General features: G+C 53.4%; 14 protein-coding genes. 5 read left to right on the forward strand and 9 right to left on the reverse strand.

The features are described 5' to 3' along the window. Positions 1-1,953 (reverse strand): acyltransferase family protein, encoded by a 1,953-nt coding sequence (locus tag ACZ1HJ_RS04995; RefSeq protein ID WP_472721227.1) that lies wholly within the window; start codon positions 1,951-1,953, stop codon positions 1-3. Positions 1,954-2,223: 270 nt separating this feature from the next. Here ACZ1HJ_RS04995 and ACZ1HJ_RS05000 point away from each other — a divergent pair, with 270 nt between their 5' ends. Then, positions 2,224-3,042 carry a VPLPA-CTERM sorting domain-containing protein gene (locus tag ACZ1HJ_RS05000; protein ID WP_472721228.1) on the forward strand — a complete coding sequence of 273 codons (819 nt, stop codon included), beginning with the start codon at positions 2,224-2,226 and terminating at the stop codon, positions 3,040-3,042. A gap of 47 nt (positions 3,043-3,089) precedes the next feature. Here ACZ1HJ_RS05000 and hslU read toward each other — a convergent pair whose 3' ends face one another. The 3 genes from hslU to ACZ1HJ_RS05015 form a co-directional block, all read right to left on the reverse strand. After that, entirely contained in the window at positions 3,090-4,397 is a 1,308-nt protein-coding gene (gene hslU / locus ACZ1HJ_RS05005; RefSeq protein ID WP_472721229.1) for an ATP-dependent protease ATPase subunit HslU, read from the reverse strand. Positions 4,398-4,684: 287 nt separating this feature from the next. Then, a complete protein-coding gene (gene hslV / locus ACZ1HJ_RS05010; protein ID WP_472721230.1) occupies positions 4,685-5,239 on the reverse strand; it encodes an ATP-dependent protease subunit HslV in 555 nt (184 codons plus the stop codon). A 60-nt stretch (positions 5,240-5,299) separates the two neighbouring features. Continuing rightward, positions 5,300-6,448 carry an amidohydrolase gene (locus tag ACZ1HJ_RS05015; RefSeq protein WP_472721231.1) on the reverse strand — a complete coding sequence of 383 codons (1,149 nt, stop codon included), beginning with the start codon at positions 6,446-6,448 and terminating at the stop codon, positions 5,300-5,302. Between the two features lie 488 nt (positions 6,449-6,936). On the opposite strand from ACZ1HJ_RS05015, the gene xrtD reads away from it, so the two are divergent. Together xrtD and ACZ1HJ_RS05025 are read left to right on the forward strand one after the other, a co-directional pair. Next, a complete protein-coding gene (xrtD, locus tag ACZ1HJ_RS05020) occupies positions 6,937-8,538 on the forward strand; it encodes a VPLPA-CTERM-specific exosortase XrtD (protein WP_472721232.1) in 1,602 nt (533 codons plus the stop codon). Between the two features lie 42 nt (positions 8,539-8,580). After that, positions 8,581-9,537, forward strand: a complete 957-nt coding sequence (locus ACZ1HJ_RS05025) for a sulfotransferase family protein (protein WP_472721233.1) — start codon at positions 8,581-8,583, stop codon at positions 9,535-9,537. A 95-nt stretch (positions 9,538-9,632) separates the two neighbouring features. Here the strand turns inward: ACZ1HJ_RS05025 and ACZ1HJ_RS05030 are convergent, their stop codons facing one another. The 3 genes from ACZ1HJ_RS05030 to ACZ1HJ_RS05040 all read right to left on the reverse strand — a co-directional run bounded on the left by ACZ1HJ_RS05030 (position 9,633) and on the right by ACZ1HJ_RS05040 (position 15,399). Next, positions 9,633-13,067, reverse strand: a complete 3,435-nt coding sequence (locus tag ACZ1HJ_RS05030; RefSeq protein WP_472721234.1) for a G8 domain-containing protein — start codon at positions 13,065-13,067, stop codon at positions 9,633-9,635. Positions 13,068-13,710: 643 nt separating this feature from the next. Next, a complete protein-coding gene (locus ACZ1HJ_RS05035) occupies positions 13,711-13,968 on the reverse strand; it encodes a hypothetical protein (protein ID WP_472721235.1) in 258 nt (85 codons plus the stop codon). A gap of 159 nt (positions 13,969-14,127) precedes the next feature. Further along, a complete protein-coding gene (locus tag ACZ1HJ_RS05040) occupies positions 14,128-15,399 on the reverse strand; it encodes a glycosyltransferase family 4 protein (protein ID WP_472721236.1) in 1,272 nt (423 codons plus the stop codon). Between the two features lie 254 nt (positions 15,400-15,653). On the opposite strand from ACZ1HJ_RS05040, the gene ACZ1HJ_RS05045 reads away from it, so the two are divergent. Together ACZ1HJ_RS05045 and ACZ1HJ_RS05050 are read left to right on the forward strand one after the other, a co-directional pair. Beyond that, entirely contained in the window at positions 15,654-17,048 is a 1,395-nt protein-coding gene (locus tag ACZ1HJ_RS05045; protein ID WP_472721237.1) for an MBOAT family O-acyltransferase, read from the forward strand. A gap of 51 nt (positions 17,049-17,099) precedes the next feature. Continuing rightward, positions 17,100-18,197, forward strand: coding sequence for an SGNH/GDSL hydrolase family protein (locus ACZ1HJ_RS05050; protein ID WP_472721238.1), 1,098 nt, complete (start codon positions 17,100-17,102; stop codon positions 18,195-18,197). A 5-nt stretch (positions 18,198-18,202) separates the two neighbouring features. Here ACZ1HJ_RS05050 and ACZ1HJ_RS05055 read toward each other — a convergent pair whose 3' ends face one another. After that, entirely contained in the window at positions 18,203-19,402 is a 1,200-nt protein-coding gene (locus ACZ1HJ_RS05055) for a glycosyltransferase family 4 protein (RefSeq protein ID WP_472721239.1), read from the reverse strand. A gap of 4 nt (positions 19,403-19,406) precedes the next feature. Further along, positions 19,407-20,480, reverse strand: coding sequence for a Gfo/Idh/MocA family protein (locus tag ACZ1HJ_RS05060; RefSeq protein ID WP_472721240.1), 1,074 nt, complete (start codon positions 20,478-20,480; stop codon positions 19,407-19,409). Positions 20,481-20,482 lie beyond the last annotated feature (2 nt).

The following is a 20,482-nucleotide window of genomic DNA, read 5'->3' on the forward strand; positions in this document are numbered from 1 at the left end:
CTAATCGCTCAGGCCAAGCTCGGAGAATATCAGATCAGCAAGCTTTACAGAGTATTTGTTGGTCACATGATTTCGGTCATAAATCACCAAATTGCCGGTTTCGTCGACCGAAGGACAGACGGTATCATCACAATAAAAATCGGTTGTCTCAATATACACATCGACCGTTTGCGCGAGCGTTCGGGTAAGCAATACGCTCTCGATCAGCTCATTTCTGGTGATTGATAATGGGCCTTCATGATCACTGCGCAACCGTTGCAATTCATGTTCTGCGACGGTGGTGTCGTATATAGGCCCCTGTTCCACCAAAACAGTTTGAGCCCCAAGTTCTTTGAACTGAGCCACCGCGACCTCGACCTGTTTTTGAACGGCGGATTGCGAAGTCGCTTCGCCATTTAGGGTTACGTTCCCCGCCTCCATTGCAACAGATAGGTTCCCGATGATCATCACCGTTTCCAGAGCTGATAAGTTCTTGATGAGATCCAAAGCAGCAGCATGGGTTTTTGCCGTACAGGTCGAAAGGGTGGTGTTGCGTAAACCCAATACAGGTGGGCAGCCATTGGACACAAAGGCCATGCCGGCAATACCGTTTTTGCGCGCGATTTGATCCATGCCGTGCAAAAGTGCACCGGAAAGACTATCGCCCCACATCGCAATTGTTGGTTTCTGATCTTCTGCGCCAAACTTGCAAAATTGCAGCCCGAGCTCCTCGATTTGGTTTTCACATTCCATGCGTACATCGCGACGTTCGACATATTTGATCAACTCCGGCGACGCGTTGGCCAGGGCCCATTGGTACGATGGCACCGCGGTGTGGTTTTCGTGAACTGTAGTCAAAAACGTCGTCGCTGCAGCCGCGACCATGAGAAGACAGGCAGTCATTGAAACACAGAGCTGTTTGAGTGTCGCGCCACGACGGAACGGACGCTCGACCACCCAATAGCTAAACGTAGCCAGCGCCAAAGACAGAAGGATCAGAGCAAATGCGTAAGAGTCGAATGACGCAATACCAAAGCGATGTTTGAAGAACGCAAAAACAGGTTGGTGCCACAGATATGCGCTGTAGGAAACCAGTCCGATCGCGACCATCGGTCTTGCGGCCAGCAACCGATGGGCGATCGTGCCAGTACGCGCAAACAGGATAATCAGTGCAGTTCCGATGGTTGCCGGCAAGGCATACGCCCCCGGGAACGGTGTTTCATGGGAGTAGAAAAAGATCGGCACAATGATCAAGAGCAGGCCAAGGATGGACAAAACTTCTGTCTGAGTGCTGCGCTGAAAAGCAGAATTCTTCTGAATGTGCATCGCGGCGAAAACCCCAACCAAAAGCTCCCACCCCCGTGCGGGCAACAAGAAGAAAGTGGCTGAAGGTCGGTTGTAAATGCCCCATTGAGAAATCGCAAAACTGATCACAAAAATCGCGATAAGGCAGTAAAGGGTCGTGCGTTTGCCCAACGGCGTCAGCAAGATCATCAGCACGGGAAAGATGATGTAGTACTGCTCTTCGACAGCCAGGCTCCACGTATGAAGCAACGGCTTTAGCTCGGCCGCTGTTTCAAAGTATCCGGCCTCAAGCCAGAACTGGATGTTCGACACAAAGAACGTGACAGCGGTCAGGCTCTGGGCAAAATCTTTCAGATCGCGCGGCATCAACCAAAACCACGCGAAGGGAATACAAACCAACATAACAAAGAATAGCGCGGGCAAGATCCGCCGGGCCCGGCGTTCGTAAAAGTTCAGGATGCTGAACCTGCCCTCATCCAACTCGTTGATGATGATCGTCGATATCAGATAGCCACTGATCACGAAGAAAACGTCGACACCAATGAACCCGCCCCCAAAAGGCGCAATACCCGCGTGAAACAGGATAACTGGCACAACCGCAAGCGTCCGGAGGCCATCAATTTCGCCGCGGTACTTCATCTGCTGCTCGGCCTCGCGGGTGGATTTCATTGTGCCGCGATTTACACAATCGGCACCTGATTTGCGAGTTAAAAAGCACCCATCTTCACTCGCGCAGTGCTCAGTTGCGATCTCGCCGGCGATGGGTGAATTGGCGTTGACCGAAACGTGGCTGAAACAATCGACAGTCCAGAGAAACAAAAATGGGCTGGAATGATACGCGATGCTGGCTGCCGGAAGCCCCGCGAAACCATCAAAGTGGGGCCGTCAATTCACGTCTGATCGTGAACCATCATCACAGTATCTAGTTGGAGAAAGACCATGAACTTGAAATTTTTGACAATACTCATCGTACTTGGCCTCGCAGGTCAGAGTGAGGCGGCCAGCGTCACACTGGGCTCTAGTGTCGGCGTAAAATCACAATCATTCGAAGACCAGGTTGAGAAGAACGAAACCTACGACACAGCCGTAGATGGCCCGCTTCAATACATCACCGCTGAGGCGGAATTGCCGCCTGGTGATGTTCGGGCTGATGCACTTTCCGGCGTTGACCTAAGTCTTGGCGCAAGTCGAGCACGCGTTCGCATGAACAAAGCACCAAATACGGATGCGACCCAAGGACATGCCGAAGCGCGTACACAAATCGACGAGAAGTATTTTGTATCCGGCAATGGCAAGGCACGGGTGAATTACACCATCTACGGGGATTTTAAATCACTCACTGATCTTGGAAACCCTGGGTCTTTTATGTCCGGATTTGGCGCAGTGGAGATTTTCCACGACGGTGCAACCTATCGTGAAACGCTCTCGACCACCGACAATACCGATCCGCTCTTTGAATTCGCGACAGGCCCATTGCACCGTCTCTTGTCATTCACGTTTGATGTGGAAGATGGTGACCGGTTTGATGTTTCGGCGGTGATCGAGGCCAAAATCCATTTTCTTGATCAAGTTCTTGCCGCCTTTGACATGGAGGTCGATCTCAAATCCGGTCTTCGGGTTTTTGGCTTGGATGGCGCAACCATCGAACCGGTCGATGGATCAAACGGTGTTGTTCCTTTGCCCGCTTCGGCATTTTTGCTGATCACACCGCTGGGCGCATTGGTCGCCCTGCGTCGCCGCAAAAGATGCGCGTCCTGACGAAAGATATTCGGTGCGACTGCTGGCGTGGCCGCACCAAATTCTTTTTACAGAACGTATCGGCTGAGGTCTGTGGACTTCATAAGCTCGCCGAGGTTTTCTTCCACAAACGCGGCATTCACAGTCACGCCGTCACCAGCGCGATCGGGAGCGCTAAAGCTCAGCTCTTCAAAAACCCGTTCCATCACAGTGTAGAGCCGCCGCGCGCCAATGTTTTCCACGCTTTGGTTAACATCTGCGGCAATTTTTGCCAGCGCTGCAATTCCGTCATCTGTGAAATCCACGGTGACATCTTCCGTACCCATCAGCGCGGTGTATTGCAGGGTCAGCGCATTATCTGTTTCGGTAAGGATGCGTACAAAATCCTCTTCTGTCAGCGCACGCAGTTCTACTCTGATGGGCAACCGGCCCTGAAGCTCCGGTAACAGATCGGAAGGCTTCGCGATGTGAAACGCCCCGCTGGCGATAAACAGAATATGATCGGTTTTGACGGGTCCATGCTTGGTCGACACGGTTGTACCCTCAATCAAGGGCAACAGATCGCGTTGCACACCTTCACGGCTGACATCGCCGCCGCGCGCATCTGAGCGGGCACAGACTTTATCGATCTCATCCAGAAATACGATGCCGTTCTGTTCAACCGCGTCGAGTGCTGCCTTGTTGACGATTTCGTCGTCCAGAAGTTTGTCCGCCTCTTCGCCGATCAAAATTTCATAACTCTCAGCAACACTCATTTTCCGCCGTGTCGTGCGTCCGCCGAGCGCTTTGCCGAATAGATCACCCAAATTCATCATGCCCATCTGGCTTCCAGGCTGGCCGGGAATATCCATCATGCCCAATGGGTTGGAATTGTCGGCGATGTCCAATTCGATCATCGTATCATCCAAGAGCCCGTCTTTGAGCTTCTTGCGAAACATGTCGCGGGTGTTTTCGCGCGCATCCTCACCGGCGATGGCGGTGATAACTCGTTCCTCTGCGGCGGCATGCGCGTTGGCTTTCACATCATCGCGCATCTGCTCACGGGTTTGAAGGATAGCGGCGTCGACCAGGTCGCGAACTATTTGCTCTACGTCGCGGCCCACATATCCAACTTCGGTAAATTTGGTGGCCTCAACTTTGATAAATGGCGCCCGCGCGAGTTTGGCCAGGCGGCGGGAAATTTCCGTTTTTCCAACGCCCGTGGGCCCGATCATCAAGATGTTCTTTGGATAAACCTCATCGCGTAAATCGTCCGACAGCTGTTTGCGGCGCCATCGATTGCGCAGAGCCACGGCGGTGGCGCGCTTTGCGTCACTTTGGCCGATGATAAAACGGTCAAGTTCGGACACAATCTCGCGCGGGGTCAGGTCGGTCATTCGGTTCTCCGGGTTGCGGCTATTGGCGGAACCTAAGCATGAGAGGCAAAAACGCAAGCACTGACATTCTGATCACGGTTTATGAGGTGTGCGTGACCTGCCGTAGCAATCACTGTCGCGCGAAAGCCGATACGCTATCCTGATTGCTGGAACATTGCGTGCAGATGGCATGTATGCCGGAGCAAGAGCACCCCGTCTACCCTAGGTGCTTGCGTAGTGTTTCGCGCCTCGTCTTCCCCAAAAAGTCGGCGCGTCACACGAATTTCGGGGGCTGGTGGGTTTTTCCTTCAACCCCCGATTTTTTCAACGGTCAGATTGCCGTTTGTGTAAACGCAAATGTCCGATGCGATTGCCATTGCGTCGCGAGCGATCTCTTCTGCGGACTTCTTGCTGTCCATCATTCCCCGTGCCGCTGCCAGAGCATAATTGCCGCCCGACCCAATGGCCGTTACGTCATGTTCCGGCTCAAGAACATCCCCGGCACCCGTTATGACATAAAGCTCTGCGCCATCTGAAACGATCAGCATCGCCTCAAGCTTTTGCAGGTACTTATCTGTCCGCCAATCCTTGGCCAGTTCAACGGACGCGCGCTGTAGCTGACCGGGGGTGGCTTCAAGTTTTGCCTCCAGTCGCTCGAGCAATGTAAACGCGTCTGCTGTCGATCCCGCAAACCCGGCAACGATGTCCATGCCACCCGGGCTCAGCCGCCTGACCTTCCGGGCGGTTCCCTTGATAACGGTCTGCCCAAGGCTCACCTGCCCGTCACCAGCGATCACCACCTCGCCACCCTTTTTGACACCGATGATGGTTGTGCCGTGCCACCCAGGAAATTCGTTGCTCATGCGCCCTCCGATCTGTTGGGAACTTTATGAAAGGGGATACGCTTGGGCGCAAGGGCATGCTTACCCAAGCAGGTCTCTCGCGATCTGCTCGAAAACGGAGGTTCCTACCGCAATCAACTCGTCAGGAAAGTCGTATTGGGGATTATGAAGCGGTGGCTGTTTTTGACCTGCACCCAGAAAGAACAATGCAGCCTTGGCATTATGCCCAAAACGCCCAAAGTCTTCGGAGGGCCGCCAGGGGAGGCCTTTTTCATCATACGGAATTTCCAGTTTTGTCAGCGCTTTTTGCACAATCGTTGTGGCTTCGTGGTTGTTTTCACAGTGCGCAAATTCGTCATGATACGAAAATCCAAACTCCAGACTATGATCCGATGCGGTACTCGCTATCAAGTCCTCCGCAGCCTTGCAGAGTTTCGCCATATGATCATCGGTTAGACACCGCAACGTGGCAAAAAGCGTCGCTTGCCCTGGCGCAACACCAAAGGCGGCGGCGCCCATAGTGGCATGTGTGATCGTGACCAATGCAAAATCTGGATCAGCAATCGAGCCGCGGCTGAGCGATGTCAAAGCGGGCATCAATGTGCTGAGCGCAAGCATCGGGGAGCGACCCGTTTCCGGCTGTGAAGCGTGGGCAGCTGTCCCGATCAACTCGACTTTGATACCTCGGGATGCACAACAAACAGGACCTGCTTTTACCGAAATATGACCAAGTGGCATGCCGGGCAGATTGTGTAGCGCGAAAGCAAAATCAGGTTTCAGGTCTGCGAATTCTGGATCAGCCAAAACTGCGGCGGCACCGGCCCCCGTTTCCTCGGCGGGTTGATATAACAATATCAGCCGTCCGGCCGCGGGCCGCTTCCGCGCCACGCACCGTGCGACTCCTGCCAAAATGGCTATATGCCCGTCATGCCCGCACAGATGGCCGACCCCCTCAATTTCAGATCGATGCGAATGCTGTCCGAGGTCGTGAATCGGAAGGGCATCCAGTTCGCAGCGGAAAAGAACTGTAGGCCCGGGCGCTGCGCCACAAAAAATTGCAGCGACGCCAGTCCCTCCCAAACCGGTAACAATGGCGTCCGGCGACAGATCCTGAAGCGCTATGTTTACTTTTTGCGCGGTGCGATGCTCGTTGCCGGATACTTCCGGCTGACGGTGAAGCGTGCGGCGCCATTGCGTCAATTCATCAATATCGGAAGTTGTGAGCGTCATGGATTTCTGTCTATCGCGATGGATCAACCTTCCGCAATGATACTAGCGAACGGCAACGGTTCCGGGCGACATTGCAAACGCTGGGAATCGGTCACGGACGAACAGAGATTTTGCCAAGCAGCCGTTGATTTTGGGCTGGATTTTGTTCTGTGCTGCCAGAAAACCAGCCAAAATCGGAAGCGAACCACAGCTTTTCCAAATCCGTTACAATTGTGCCTATCGTACGCCATCTCACTTCTTGCGACGGTGAAACAGCTTAACACAATGATTTTAAACATTTTTTAATATTTCGAAAGGTTACACCCTGACAGTGGCCTACTCACTGCTAGATCACACGCGCGTGATAGGCTCTGATGCGGCGAAATTACCATGGAAAATATTCACAAAAACAAGTATCGTTCGCGCTTAGCGCATGCCTATTTGACCAAAGAAGTTTTTGAAAACGTAGGCCAAACCTGTTTGTAACCTAGTTAGGGGCCGAGACGATTATGAGCCTTACCAGTCATCACATTCCTTCCGCAGAAACATCCAAAGGGTTCTTTCACAAAGGACTTTTCTGGCTGACGATTGCCACAATCGCGGCAACAGTTTTCTACTGGGATGGAATCGCGGAGCTTCTCAAGGCATGGCAGCTACCTGAATACAGCCATGGGCCGTTGATCCCATTGTTGTCTGGGTTGCTTTTCCTGCGCCAGCTTAAAACTGTCCCCGTCAACGATGGCCCGGTCAATGACCGCTGGCCCGGTGTTGTGTTGCTGATCATTGCCGTTGCGCTGGGCGCCGCGGGCAACATGATCGAAATTCGAGACATCGTGGCCTATGCATTGATCCTTTGGGTCGGTGCGATCCTGCTGATTAGCTTCGGATGGAAAACGGGCAAACATTTCTGGCCGCCTGTCGTACACCTGATCTATATGTTGCCGTTGCCCGGCGCGCTCTATTACGGCGTCTCGACTTATCTGCAAGGCATCTCGTCCGAACTTGGTGTCTACTTCCTGCAATTGCTGCGTGTTCCAGTGTTCCTCGAAGGGAACATCATCGATCTAGGTGTTTACAAACTGCAAGTTGCGGAAGCGTGTTCAGGTCTGCGGTACCTGTTCCCGATCCTCAGCTTCTCGTACATCTTTGCGGTGCTCTACAAAGGATCGACATGGCATAAGGCAATCCTGTTGATCGCCGCAGCTCCGATCACGGTTTTCATGAATTCCGTCCGCATCGCGATTGCTGGTGTTATCGTCAACAACTACGGCCTTAGCCACTTGGAAGGCTTCTCGCATTTCTTCGAAGGCTGGGTGATTTTTGTCAGCTGTATCCTGATCCTGTTCGCCTTAGCATGGGTCCTGGTGAAGTTTCGCCGTGAACGCGTGAGCCTGATCGAAGCGCTTGATTTGGATACTGACGGTTTGGGCACTCAAGCGAAACGCATTCTTTTGGTGCGTCCGTCCAAATCAATGATCACGGCGGCCGTTCTTGTTTCGGTAATGGCTGTCGCCTGGAATTCGGTGCCACAGCGCGATGCGGTACAGATCAACCGCGACCCGCTTGCGTTGTTCCCATCGGAAGTGAACGATTGGTCAACCGGCCGGCAGTCCCTGCTCGATCCGGAAATCGAACGCGTATTAGGCGCAAATGACTACCTCATGGTCGACATGCAGAAGCCCGGCGTTTCTGAGCATGTCGAGCTCTTTGTCGCGTGGTACGAAAACCAGGATCGCGGCGGCGTCCATTCTCCGGAAGTTTGCCTGCCCGGTGCGGGATGGGAAATTGCCCAGCTCGAGCAGATCGAAACCACACCACCTGCAGGTTTCGGTGAAACATTCACGATGAACCGCGCCATCATTCAGAAGGGCGTGAACCGCCAGCTGGTGTATTACTGGTACGAACAGCAGGGTGAACGTACGGCATCCATGTTCACCGCAAAACTTCAGCTTATGATGGGCAAGCTCACCAATGGCCGCAACGATAGTGCGATCATCCGTTTGACCACGGCAATGCAGCGCGGCGAGTCGATGGAAGATGCAGAAATTCGGTTGCAAGAAACCCTGCAGGGTGTACTGACCAAGACATCAAGGTTCGTTCCGGGGCTCTAAAACCGGCATCGGTACGACAGATCGTCTGGAGCAGCGCGCACGATGGGTACGCAAAGAGGTGAGTCACCGCGTCAGGTCACTTTGGTGTTTGGCGCGTTGCGGTCAGGCACAACCGTCTTTCGATTGATGCTGGACGGCCATCCTGCGATCGACAATCCTGGTGAAGTCGACTTCCTTTTTGACTTTCTGAAGCGTGATACAACCCACCCGTCCGGATGGCGCTACGACATTGCGGGTCTTCGAGAAAACCGGGTCTTCAAGTCATCTGGTTTGGTAATTCCCGAGGAAACAGACGGGCTGGATCTTCTGGAGGAATTTATCGGGCAATACGAACAGCGCGGTGGTGGCATTCTGACATTGAATATCCACCGCAATATTGCTCGGGCAACCCAGGTTCTACCAGATGCCGGTGTGATCCACATGCTGCGTGACCCGCGCGATGTCGCGCGCTCTTCAATCGGTATGGGTTGGGCGGGGACGCTTTTTCATGGCGTGAACCATTGGATATACACGGAAAATGAATGGCATATGATGGGCGATGAGCTTGATCAGAATCGGGTGCTAACGGTGAAGTACGAAGACCTGTTTCGGCAGATTGAAAGTGAGTTGCGAAAGGTCTGTGCGTTTCTGGGGGTCGATTTCGATCCAGGCATGTTGAAGTATCACGAAAACAGCACGTACAGCCCGCCAGACGTGTCCCTTGTTGAGCAGTGGCGCCGGAAATCGAGTGATGATGAAATAGCGTTGGTCGAAGGTAAAGCTGGACATCTGATGCAGGTTTTGGGCTACGAGCTTGCTGGTTCAGGTCGTCACCCCTCTACCCCCGAACGCCTCTGGATGACGCTGAAAAATCGCGTGCTGATTTGGCAAACGGGCATTCAGAATTTTGGGTTTGCAACATACTTCCTGGAAAAGCTGACGCGGTACATTGGTCTAGGAAAAATCAACCAACGCCTAAGGTCCAGAATGCGGGACAGAGCGTCAGACCTCGTCAAGTAAAAGCAGCCATTCAAAACCGAAGGCCTGAAAAAGAAATGCGCCGCCCGATCAAGGCGGCGCACCAATGCTTGCATTGCTATCTGTGTCGTTCAGGCTCAGATGATATCGAACACATCAACCGTCACGGTGGCGCGGGTATACTGCCCTTGTCCGTCCGTTGCCCAATAATCAAACGTGTCCGTCCCGACATAATCCTTATGGGCCGTGTATGAGAACGTTCCATCCTCAAGCAGGTTCAACTCACCCTTGAACGGATTTGTGAATCCGCCAACTTCCAGCGCTTCGCCCTCGGGGTCGAAGTCATTGGCCAGAACATCAATGATGATGCTGGAATCATTGTCGGTGGACACCTGATCATCTTCGACATCAGGTGCTTTACTATCCAGGTCAATCAAGCCATTGGACGTGACGCCGAGCTGCTCCAGCTTCTTATCGCTGATGTCCAGTGTGATGATCTGAGAAAAGCGCAACAACTCACCTGTTGCCCGATCCGCAACCAGATCTTCGAGCAGCATGATGTTGGTCCCATCCTCAGTTTCGTAGTACCCATCGCGTTGCAGCAAGGGCAGGATGTTTTTGTTGAACTTGATATCCTGAACATCCGAATAGAATTGACGATCCCGGTCACCGATTGAGTCGGTTTTGATACCGTCAAACGACAGATGTTCATGAAGGCTGATGGTCGTGTCGCCGGTGGGATCGAATTCCAGACGGTCAGCAACCAAATCATCGGCTGTCAGTATCGTGTGACGTTTGGGGTCAAAACCCTTGATGTCGACATCATTGCCCTGAACGTCCGCGTCGATCAGGATATGATCGATATCGTCACCTTTCCACGCCTCAACGATCAGCTGATCGAGATCGACGCCAGTCTGGAAATTTTCGACGGTCAATCCGTTCACAACCAAATCGAACGTCTTGGGACCAAAATCAAACCCAGTTTTCGCGTTTGACAGCGGCACTTCGCTGTTGGTGCCGATCAGGTCGATATCCTTCAGCGTGTAGTGTGAGGTGTAGGTCAGCTGGATCCCGTTTGATGTCTCCCAGTTCAGGAAACCATCAATGACGGACCGAACATCATGGTTCTGCTCAATTCCACGTTTCACAACGATCAGCCCAACTTGCGTTCCAAAGGCTTCGTTGTCGCCAAACCCCTGAATGGGTGCGTATTGGGAACCGCGGAGGTCTTCGCGGCCGTAGAAAGCCTCGGGATGGTCAGTGTGGTCCACGTCGGATTTGACGTTAGAGGTTCGGGTGTTCCAAACATAACCGTGCGTGGTGTTGGCCGCGATGTTTTCGCCTGTTTCGACCAAACGGCCAGCAAAGAAGAAACCATCACCAGTTCGACCAGCATCATCGCGCTTCACATCTGCGCCGGATTTGGTTTTGGCGTGGCCGTATCCGATACCCTCGGTTTTGATTGCGAGGTTTTGCCACCAGACGCCTGTTTCATCGCCATCTTCCGCAACGAAAGATGCGCCAAACACGTCAAAGGCAACATTCTGAATCAGGTTGGCATGGCTGGAGTGGTGCACGAAGCCCCAACCGGCCGATCCGCTAACCGCGTTACCCAAGGCGATGGCGGGGTTATCTTGATCCTCGGTACCCGTGCGATGGAAATGCACGGAATACCGGCCTTGAACGTTTGTATCCGCCTCAATAGACCCCGGATCAAGCGAGCTGCCGTGGAATGCCGGGTTCGATTTGTCGGTCCGGCCCAGATCATCAAAGGCGGCATAGCGCACATCGACATCATCGTTGTGCATGAACATGATGTGCCCACGGTGATGTACTTCGGTCTGGTCGCCATTCTCGCTGGAGAAGGTGATATTCCGAGACGTGTTGGCAACATAAGCCGCTAGGTCTTCGCGCGGGACATCGTGGTCATATTCAAGCGGGCGATCAATTGTGATCGTGTCACCATCAATCGATACGATTTTGACCTCTTCGTCCTGCGTCCCGCCATGCTCTTTTCTTTTGGTTTCGCGGTTGTAAAACCAGCCCATTTTATGGGTGCCCGTCAGGACAATTGTGTCACCAACAGACCAGTTGTCCGGAATCTCAGCCAGCTTGATTTCGGTGTCACCGGCCATGGGTGCGTCATCAACTTTGAGATAAGCACTCTTTTCGCCGCCGTGGATTTCGACCTCGCCATGCGAAATGACACCACGTGACAACAAAGATGGATCCCAGCCCACATCAATATCACCGTTATCAGCGATAATGATCTGTGCGTTCACACCGTCTTCTATCGGGTTCTCTTCCGTTCCGATTTCCAAACGACCACTGGGTGATACAACCATCGTATCAACCAGGATTTTGGTGTCTGTATCCGTGGCAAAGGACAATTCACCGTCCACTCTGACCGTGAAGAGCGACGCGTCACTTTCACCATCATATTGGACCGATACGCCACGCGGGATCAAAACCTGCGCGCCCTCATCCGGAATTTCGCCATTGTACCAGGTGTCAGGATCGAACCAGTCGCCATTTCCAATTGCAATATGTGTCGCCTCGGAACGCGGAACGAGTTCGAGCAGTTGCCCATGTTCCGTTGCGCGCTGCTCATCATTCATATGAGCATCCATGTCTTGTTCGGCCTTTACGGCGGCAACATAGGCTTCCACTTCATCTGGCGAGGTAGGCAATGGAATGGGCGGTGTGTCATCCGACCCATGATTGTGATGTCCGCTGCCATCATCCGATGCGTCATCGTCGTGACCACCATGCCCGTCATCGTGCATTTGGCCGTCATCATTTTGACCACCATCATCATGACCGCTGTGGCCATCGCCACTCATGGATCCGCCTTCATCATGACCGTCGCCATGCATGTCATCATCACCATGGCTGTCGTGAGCGTCGTCATTCATGTGACCGTCAGCGTCATGACCATCATTGTGCATATCGTCGTCATGGTTGTGATCGCTGTCGCCCATATGGCCGTGATCATCACCGCCATCGTCCGCGGTCGAGCCATCAGTATCGTTGGTGTCATGGCCCATGTGGCCATTGTCGTCATTTTCTTCGCCGTGTTGAGCCGTGTGGTGATGCGACAAGCTATCGCCACTAATCGTAGTCCGGGCGTCATTGGAATCAGGCCCCTGCCATTCCAACCGCAATGTCTGACTGCCACGGTTTTCCACATAGCGTATTTCGATGGTGTGGCTGCCCGCGCTCAGGTCAATCTTGTTCTCACCTTCACGGAGCGCATGACCGCCGAGTTTTCTGTTGTTGATGACCCGCTCACCGTCGATGTAAAGCGCAGCGATGTCATCCGACGTCAGAAACAGAGTATATTCACCGCCCTCTTCAACGTTCAAAAGACCCTTATAGCGCGCGGCAAAATAGTTGATCGCGCCGCCGTCCCAGAAGGCGTCGCGCGTGCGGTAATTATCCACGCTGGAAACTGTATCCTCAACAACCGGCTCGGCATCGAAATCAACACGATTGAGAGATTTCGTTTTGTTGGGAAGAAGATGGTATTCAGCCATCAACCCAGCCATGGTTGGAGAATCATCATGGGCCATAGACCCATGGTCTTCAGAAGCAGCCTTTTCGGCTTTCTTCTTTTTGGCAAGCTGGGTCAGAAAGTGGTACTGCACTGACCAGACAGTTGGAAACAAACTAGACCATGAGCCAGAGGTTTGACTCGGTAAAAACAAATTGAACACCTCATTTTCGAGGTCTCTCATTGCAGACCGCTCCTTCTTTCGCGCCCATCCCGGTTAATTTTTGGTTTACCTTCTGGACTATTTTGTGGCTCTCACGCGGCAAGATAAGGCCGCAGCCATTGATGCTCGGTTACAAAAAAGGGGAACATTTTAAACAAGTTACGTAGATATGGGTTAGGTCAACGTGACCCTCGAAAACATCACTCGCGCAGCACAATGGGTTGACCGACCCGATGATCATTCGGAATCGATCCGCGACGTCTGCCAAAAGGGAAAACTGCCGCTTCCTCGATGAGTGGATTACGACCACTTCGCTTACTGAGCGGACGTTAAGTCGATTGCGGATTTTGGAACAATTGCCATCAAACGTTTCGTCTGAAGTGGGCACTTTCGTGCTTAAAACCTCGCGAAGCGTGGGGGTTTCCTGCCGATTTTGGGACTAATAAACGAACTTGTTACTTGAGGTTGTAAGATTTTTCAGGTGCTCGCTCGAATTCAATTAACGGCCAAAGTCGAATTCGTCTTCCAACAAAAAGTCTGAAAGCCTTTGTTGATCCGATTTCGGAAACACCGGCGTCGATTGTGATTTGTAGCTTTGCAGCAAAACGTCGCCATACCGTCCGGCACGCGGCAACTCGGCCCGTGCCATTGGATCATCTGCGGGCAAAATCTCCGCGCGAAGCAACAGGTGAAACAGGCCCTGACGGGTACCGACAAGGTGATCCGGAACTCTCTTGCTTTCGATATTTGCAGACATTTTTAACAATCAGCCTTTTTTGTGCCCGACGTGAGCAGAACGGGAATCACTAAAGAGCAGCGAAAGCTGGCCAAAAAAGGGCAGGTTTGGACAATTGTTCTGGGTGGGACTGTTGGGAAATGTAGCGGATATGCGCGCCGAAAAGACCGGCTGACGGCCTCAAAGGCGTTCTTCCAGAGTGTTCTGGTAGATTTCAAGTATCCTGTCTGCCTTCTTTTCCCAGTCAAATTCACACTTTATCTTGTGTATCCCCGCCACACCCATACTATACCTTCTTTCTGGGTCATTGGCCAAGTCGGAAATTGCCTGACCCAGCCGTTGGCCAAAAGTGGCCCTGGGAACCGGGTGCACCAAGATACCACAACTTGCATCGATATAGTCTGCAGGCCCACCCCAATCACCGGCAATAACTGGCTTACCCAAGCTCATCGCCTCCAACACAACAGCACCGCCGCATTCTCGGAGCGAATTTAATATCAACGCGTCCGCTGCGGTCAGGACATCGGCACATTCATCCTGGGTGCGAAATCCATGAAAGCGCACATGGTCAGAAAGGCCCAGTTCTTTGACCAATGCTTCAAGCCCCGGTCGCTCAGGACCGTCACCCAGTATGTCGATGCTAACGTCCAGACCTTCGTCGCGGACAAGGCTTATTGCACGCAGCGAGAAATCTAACGCTTTAAGAGGGATCAAACGGCCCATGAAAACCAGTTTGAGTGTGCCGGGCGCGGCAAGTTCCGGCTTGGCCATTTCAGGTGGGTTCCAGATGGAAAGATCCACGCCGTTTTCCACCAAGGTCATCACGCGACTTAGATCACTAATCGGAAGCCCCTCGCGTGTCCGCTCGTTTGCCACCAGCAAGATATCCGCGCGCCGCTTGCCAGGAATAAGAACGTTTACCATTTTGGCCAAAAGCCGACCCACCGGGATAAACAGCCGGGATATTCGGCTTTCATAATCCTCGTACCCTTCGGGGTAATTCATGTTTCCGTTCATCGGGCCGATGATGACTGGTACACCCAAACCATAAATACGCGATGGCGCCCGTGGTGAGACAGGAATGGGCTGATGGATCAAATCCGCCTTGCCATCATCGAGCAGCTTTTTGATCAGACGTTTCTGGTAGGTCTCGTTGATCTGGTTCACGATGTTGCCGATCAAAGGCACCCGTATCGCATCTGGCAGAACTTTTCCGACGTGCCACGCGGCGCGGTGATAAACGCTGTCTTCAATGTAATGAATGTCATCGGTATAGGCGTGCAGCAATTCAGATAATTCCGTGCGATTGCGTGAATGTGCAATCAGGCTGACCGCTTCGCCGCGCTGCTTGAGAATCTGAAAATACTTGAGCGGTAAAAACGCTTCTCCGCCCATTTTTGCGGACGCGTTTGGCGCGACGATCAACACGCTTTTGCCTGACAGTTTGCTCATGATTTCGGCCTGCTCGGGTGAGGATAATCAAAGATGTGGGTCACGGCCTCATGGCGGCAGACACTACTGCATCACATACGAAAAACAAGTAGCCATGGACCTGCCCGTTAGAGCCGTAGAAATACACATTCAATAGCAAACCCATTGGCAACGGTTTGTGTGAAAAGACAATTGATGAAACCCCGTTCTGGACAACACACTTTGCCGATGGCTTAACTGCGCAATTATGCGATACCGCCCCGGAGCGTACTCTCTTGCTGTTTAATTCTACCGAGTTTCTGGTTTTTCTGATCACGGTCGTTTTCGTTCATTACTCGATTCCAATGGCGATCCGGCGTCACTTCCTGTTGTTTTGCAGCTACGTCTTTTACTGGTTCTGGGATGTCGAACTTTCGCTTCTGCTGGTGGCTTCGACCTTTGTCGACTATTTCGCGGCACGTGTGATTTCCGCTATCCCGCCCGATCATCCAAACGCTTGGCGCAGGCGCGTCGCTCTGATCGCTTCCATAGGTTTCAATCTCGGCATCCTGGCGCTGTTCAAATACGCCGACTTTTTCAGCAATTCGGCGGCGGACTTGGTTGGTGCCCGACCGTGGCCAGTGCTGGACTTGGTGCTGCCGCTGGGCATCAGTTTTTACACATTCCAAACCATGAGCTACACGATCGACGTCTATCGCGGGAAAAACAAAGCCTTCCATGATCCGATAGATGTGGCACTTTACGTGTCTTTCTTTCCGCAGCTTGTCGCAGGCCCGATCATTCGGGCAGATGTCCTTGTGCCTCAAATTCACAAGGCACATACGCTGGAGCCCGCCCTGTTGCGCGCCGGCATTGCGCTGGTCACCTGGGGTTTGGTCAAAAAAGTGTTCTTTGCGGATTCCATGGCGCCTATCGTGAATGAGGCCTACGCCAGCGCTGAGCTGATGTCCGGGCTGGCCTTGCTGACAGCGACCTATGCATTCGCGGCTCAAATTTACTTCGATTTCTCCGGCTACACTGACATCGCCATTGGCAGCGCGCTTCTTTTGGGCGTCAAGCTGCCGAAGAACTTCGATTCACCCTATCTCTCGTGTTCGATCGGTGAGTTCTGGCGTCGATGGCATATTTCGCTTTCCACATGGCTGCGCGATTACCTCTACATTTCGCTGGGGGGTAATAAGAAGGGCCCAAGCCGCACCTATTTCAACCTGATGATCACGATGGTGCTGGGGGGTCTGTGGCACGGTGCCGGCTTGAACTGGATCGTCTGGGGCACTTTCCACGGCGGTTTGCTCATCATCGAACGCGTTTTGGGAATATCCAACAAGATCAGCCAGCATCTGAGCATCCGATTGCTGCAATGGTTCATCACATTCCATCTGGTCTGTATTTCGTGGGTCTTTTTCCGGGCGGTCGATATGGACCATGCGATGACCGTGCTGAGCCGCATCGCCACCCTGGAACCGGGGTACGAGTTTTCCGTCGTCTGGCCGGTTGCGGTGATGTTCCTTTTGATCGCTGTAGAGCTCACGAAACTGCGGGCCAAGTGGATTGACGCCATCGGAAAGTCGCCCCGCGCGGCACTGATCGTTGCCTTGCTGGTCTGTGCGATCTTCCCATTGATTTATCGGGGGGTCGAACGTGTCGAGTTCATTTATTTTCAGTTCTGAGGATGCCCGCATGTTGCGCTTGAACGTCCAAAACCATGGCCGGAGGATCTGATGTTTAAAAATGTCGCATCCCTGATCGCGCGTGAAAAATGGCTTCTGATCGGTATTTTGGGCGCGGCCTTGTGCCTCGAGATGTTGATCCGTTTTGTAGCCCCTGATTTGGCGGGTCAGGTGTATGCGGGCAAGATCACAGGGGGTCACCCGATTTACCTCTCTGAAACTTCCTTGCGTGTTGCAAAGCGCGGCGATGAACGTCCGGAACAATTAACCGTTTTGGGCATGGGAGATTCGACAACCTTTGGAACCGGCGTCGGCGCGCAGGAAACCTGGCCACTGCAATTGAACGCGCTTCTTGGGCCGAACCAAACCGCCGTCAATGCAGGTATTCCCGGCAATGAACCTCGCCAACTGGCCTATGGTTTCGACCAGATATGGAGCAAACCCAACCCGCCAGAAGCGGTCGTCATTCTGGTGACCGGAAACATGATCAGCTTCGCGAATTTCCGTCGTGGCGATGACATCAAAGACCCACGCGAACGCGCGCGTCGCCACAATGCCCGGAAAGACAACAAGGGAATGAAACGACGCGCGGTAGAAGCGCTGCAAGCATCCGCGCTTTGGAAAGCCATCTCAATCGGTATCGACTACGGCAAGTTTGCAGTTGGACTTGTGGGGCATCGGGTTGATCCCGTTCGTCCTCTGAGTCCGCTTATCCCATTTGGCTGGCAACAGGCAGACCTTCCCGCCGACCAGTTTGAACAGATGTGGGAAGATTTCGCGGAGGGCATGACCTCCTTGCGGGATCACACACAAAGCAATGGCAGCTGTCTTGTCGTGGGGTTTTTGCCGCCCCGGTTTACGCTCGGCAGCAACCGTTTGGACAACCTGAAATTCGTGCCCAAACACCGACTGACCTATAATGCCGAAGACCATGTTATCCGGCTCACACAGCAATTGGGCGTGGCTTACGTCCCGGTGGCTGATGCTCTGCGACAGGCGCGGGCGGAAAATGGCCCGTTATCGTTGCCGCTTTATGTGCCGGGCGACTACACACATCTGAGTGCAGATGGGCATGGCGTTGTCGCCGAGGCGATTGCAGAATTTCTTGCGCCAATCCTGAGCGGTCAGGCGTCCTGCCAAGCGCAGTGATTTTTTCAAACATTGTCTTTGATCAGATCCAACAGGGCGGTCGCGTTCTTGCGAATGTTATGTCGTTCTTTGACCCGTTCCCGCCCTTCCAAACCCTTGGCCTTTAGCGCCGCGGGTGTATCAGCCATCGCGGCTTTCATGGCATTCGCAATGTCGCCAACCGACCCGGCGGGAATGATCCAACCGCAATCTTCATCCACCAATTCCGGGATGCCGGCGATATAGGTCGATATGGCAGGCCGGCCCAAAGCCAGTGCCTCCATGATCACCACGGGCAACCCTTCGGCGAAGCTGGGCAGCAGCAATGCACGGGCACGCCCGAGTTCAGCGCGGACCTGTTTGTTGTCGCACCATCCAAGCAACGTGATGTTTTCTGCGATGCCATGACGGGCGATTGCCGCCTCAACATCGGCCCGGCTCTCTCCATCCCCGATCAGCGTCACACGGACATCAGGATGTGTCTGTGCGACCTGCGCGACAGCTTCAACCACGAGGGTTTGGGCCTTTTGTGGGCATAAACGGCCGACGGAAACAAAGGGTGCGTTTGCATCGAAAGGGGCGTTGCTTGGCGCAAACTCATCTACGTCAATGCCGCAACCAACAATGTGCAGCCTGTCCCAATAGTCCATGCCCGACGCACGTGCCAATTGCACCCGGCAGAAATTGGAAATGGCTATGGCAAACCGTGCTTCTGCCACTTTCAGGCCCAGCGAAGAACGCCCCCAATCGACAAATTCATCCGGCCCGTGGGCCGTGAAACTATAGCCGGGCCCACCCAGCCGTTTGGATAGCATCGCAACTGCCGCAGAGTTGGTAGAAAAATGCGTATGCAGATGGCTTATACCGTCCCGAACGGCGCGGCGTTTCAATGAGACGGATTCCAACAGATACGCCACATGTGGGACAAATCCCCGGCCCGCATTGCGCCAAAGCCGCGCCCATGTGGAGAGGGCGCGCGCCATACCAGCAGGATTTGTCACACATTCCTTGGCAAAGTCCGACAGCAAACCGCCCAGCCGACCGACCAACAGGTAAAAGGTGATCTCTTTCTCAGCCTTGTCCTGATCATCGACCAGCTCTTCCGACCAAGGCCGGATCGCGTAACGCATGACTTCGACACCCTGCTCTTCGATCGCGTGAATTTCGCGACGAATAAACGTGGTGCTGGTCATTGGATAGGCATTCATCAAATAGCCAATGCGCATTGCGTCAGATCCCTTTGATCTGTTGGCGTGCCTGGTCCAACACGTCTTGGGTGTTCAGGGTCAGATCCAGTGTAGCGAGCGTGCTTTCCGTGCGGTCAGCGCGGATCAGATCGCGGAAATGGTTCAGCATCGGGGCATATTGGTCAGTGCCATGGGGTATGAATTGCGCGGCAGACGCATCTTTCAAACGTTTAATCCGGCGTAAAACAGCGTTCGATTTTAAGCGATCCTTGAGGCCGCTTGATGGCACTTGAATGATATCTAGTGTGTCACTGGATCCTTCAGGCGTCATTTGCTGGCTCAGAAACGATTCTGATCCGACAACCGGAGCACCCAATTGCATGAACCCGTGGGTACAGGACAGCGCTGCCGTATTGGACATCAGGGCATTCAGCGACACCGTAATCTGGGACGTAGACCCGGAATAATGCTCAAGCATCAGATCAGATGTGAGATCAACGCCGTTTTGATCGAGCTGAGATGTGCATTGCACCAAATGAACCGGACCAAGAAGATGAATGGCAAGGGATACGCCATAGACGCCACGATCCAACAGTGCGCCACCATCTTTGGGATCGAATAGCGATGGATACCCCTCTGGCGTGACCGGATAGCCAAAGGAGAATTGGAGCTGAACCGGTTTGCCGTAACTCTGGCTGTTGAGCCCTTCAGACAGGCGTCGATAAGAAGGCAAAGCCAGACACCAAAGATTTTCCATCAATAGGCTGTTTCGCTGACGTGCTGCTTCGACCAGCGTGGTTGCATCCGCCACTGTGGTTGCCAGCGGCTTTTCCACCAAAACCGGTTTTCCAGCCTCAATTGCCGCCATTCCACCTGCCAGATGCGCGCCTGAGCGGCCACAGATGTAAACGGCGTCCACGGCATCGCTATTACAAAGGCCTTGTGCGGCCGCGTGCGTTTCGGGAATGCCGAACGCTTTTGCAAAGGCCGCCGCGCGTTCGGCACTGCCAGACGCCACGGCCTGTACTGAAAAGTCGGGTACAGTCGCCAAAGCCTGCATCATGCGTGCCGCCATGCGACCCGTACCAACGATGCCCAATCGGATTTGATTTGCCATCA

This window comes from Roseovarius sp. JB2-10 (assembly GCF_055693585.1).

What these genes read in the sequence shown, in the direction of transcription:
- ACZ1HJ_RS05015 (WP_472721231.1), bottom strand. Translation starts at nt 6,448, where the DNA reads ATGACGCTCACAACTTCCGATATTGATGAATTGACGCAATGGCGCCGC.
- ACZ1HJ_RS04995 (WP_472721227.1), bottom strand. Translation starts at nt 1,953, where the DNA reads ATGAAATCCACCCGCGAGGCCGAGCAGCAGATGAAGTACCGCGGCGAA.
- ACZ1HJ_RS05030 (WP_472721234.1), bottom strand. Translation starts at nt 13,067, where the DNA reads ATGGCCCATGATGATTCTCCAACCATGGCTGGGTTGATGGCTGAATAC.
- ACZ1HJ_RS05060 (WP_472721240.1), bottom strand. Translation starts at nt 20,480, where the DNA reads ATGGCAAATCAAATCCGATTGGGCATCGTTGGTACGGGTCGCATGGCG.
- ACZ1HJ_RS05055 (WP_472721239.1), bottom strand. Translation starts at nt 19,402, where the DNA reads ATGCGCATTGGCTATTTGATGAATGCCTATCCAATGACCAGCACCACG.
- ACZ1HJ_RS05050 (WP_472721238.1), top strand. Translation starts at nt 17,100, where the DNA reads ATGTTTAAAAATGTCGCATCCCTGATCGCGCGTGAAAAATGGCTTCTG.
- xrtD (WP_472721232.1), top strand. Translation starts at nt 6,937, where the DNA reads ATGAGCCTTACCAGTCATCACATTCCTTCCGCAGAAACATCCAAAGGG.
- hslV (WP_472721230.1), bottom strand. Translation starts at nt 5,239, where the DNA reads ATGAGCAACGAATTTCCTGGGTGGCACGGCACAACCATCATCGGTGTC.
- ACZ1HJ_RS05040 (WP_472721236.1), bottom strand. Translation starts at nt 15,399, where the DNA reads ATGAGCAAACTGTCAGGCAAAAGCGTGTTGATCGTCGCGCCAAACGCG.
- ACZ1HJ_RS05035 (WP_472721235.1), bottom strand. Translation starts at nt 13,968, where the DNA reads ATGTCTGCAAATATCGAAAGCAAGAGAGTTCCGGATCACCTTGTCGGT.
- ACZ1HJ_RS05000 (WP_472721228.1), top strand. Translation starts at nt 2,224, where the DNA reads ATGAACTTGAAATTTTTGACAATACTCATCGTACTTGGCCTCGCAGGT.
- hslU (WP_472721229.1), bottom strand. Translation starts at nt 4,397, where the DNA reads ATGACCGACCTGACCCCGCGCGAGATTGTGTCCGAACTTGACCGTTTT.
- ACZ1HJ_RS05025 (WP_472721233.1), top strand. Translation starts at nt 8,581, where the DNA reads ATGGGTACGCAAAGAGGTGAGTCACCGCGTCAGGTCACTTTGGTGTTT.